This is a genomic window from Cobetia sp. SIMBA_158 (assembly GCF_046566945.1).
In the GTDB taxonomy this organism is placed as follows: domain Bacteria; phylum Pseudomonadota; class Gammaproteobacteria; order Pseudomonadales; family Halomonadaceae; genus Cobetia; species Cobetia amphilecti.
This window is the reverse complement of record NZ_JAWJYL010000272.1, coordinates 1-277: the sequence shown is the minus strand read 5'-3', so window position 1 is coordinate 277 and position 277 is coordinate 1. Positions and strand designations below refer to the sequence as shown.

The 277-nt window shown below is 63.9% G+C and carries 1 protein-coding gene; it reads right to left on the bottom strand.

All coding sequences use genetic code 11. The annotated features are described in order from the left end of the window. A partial coding sequence (locus R2R70_RS19935) for a histidine kinase dimerization/phospho-acceptor domain-containing protein (protein WP_410978891.1) occupies window positions 1-277 on the bottom strand: 277 nt, incomplete at both ends.

Sequence of the window (277 nt, the reverse complement as noted above, 5' to 3'; positions counted from 1 at the left end):
GTCGATGCAGCGACCATTGTCGGACAGCTCGTCGGTTTCCAGGCGTGACTGGGTCAGCAGGTCCTCGACCAGGTGCTGCATGCGGTCGGTCTGTCTCTGCATCTGGCCCAGTCCACGCTGCCAGCGCGGTGGCAGGTCATCGGCGTAATCGGAGTAGGTCTCGAGATCGCCGGCCAGTACCGTCAGCGGCGTGCGCAGCTCATGGGAGCCATTGGCCACGAAGTCGCGGCGCATCTCTTCCAGACGATAGAGGCGGGTGACGTCACGAAGCATGACC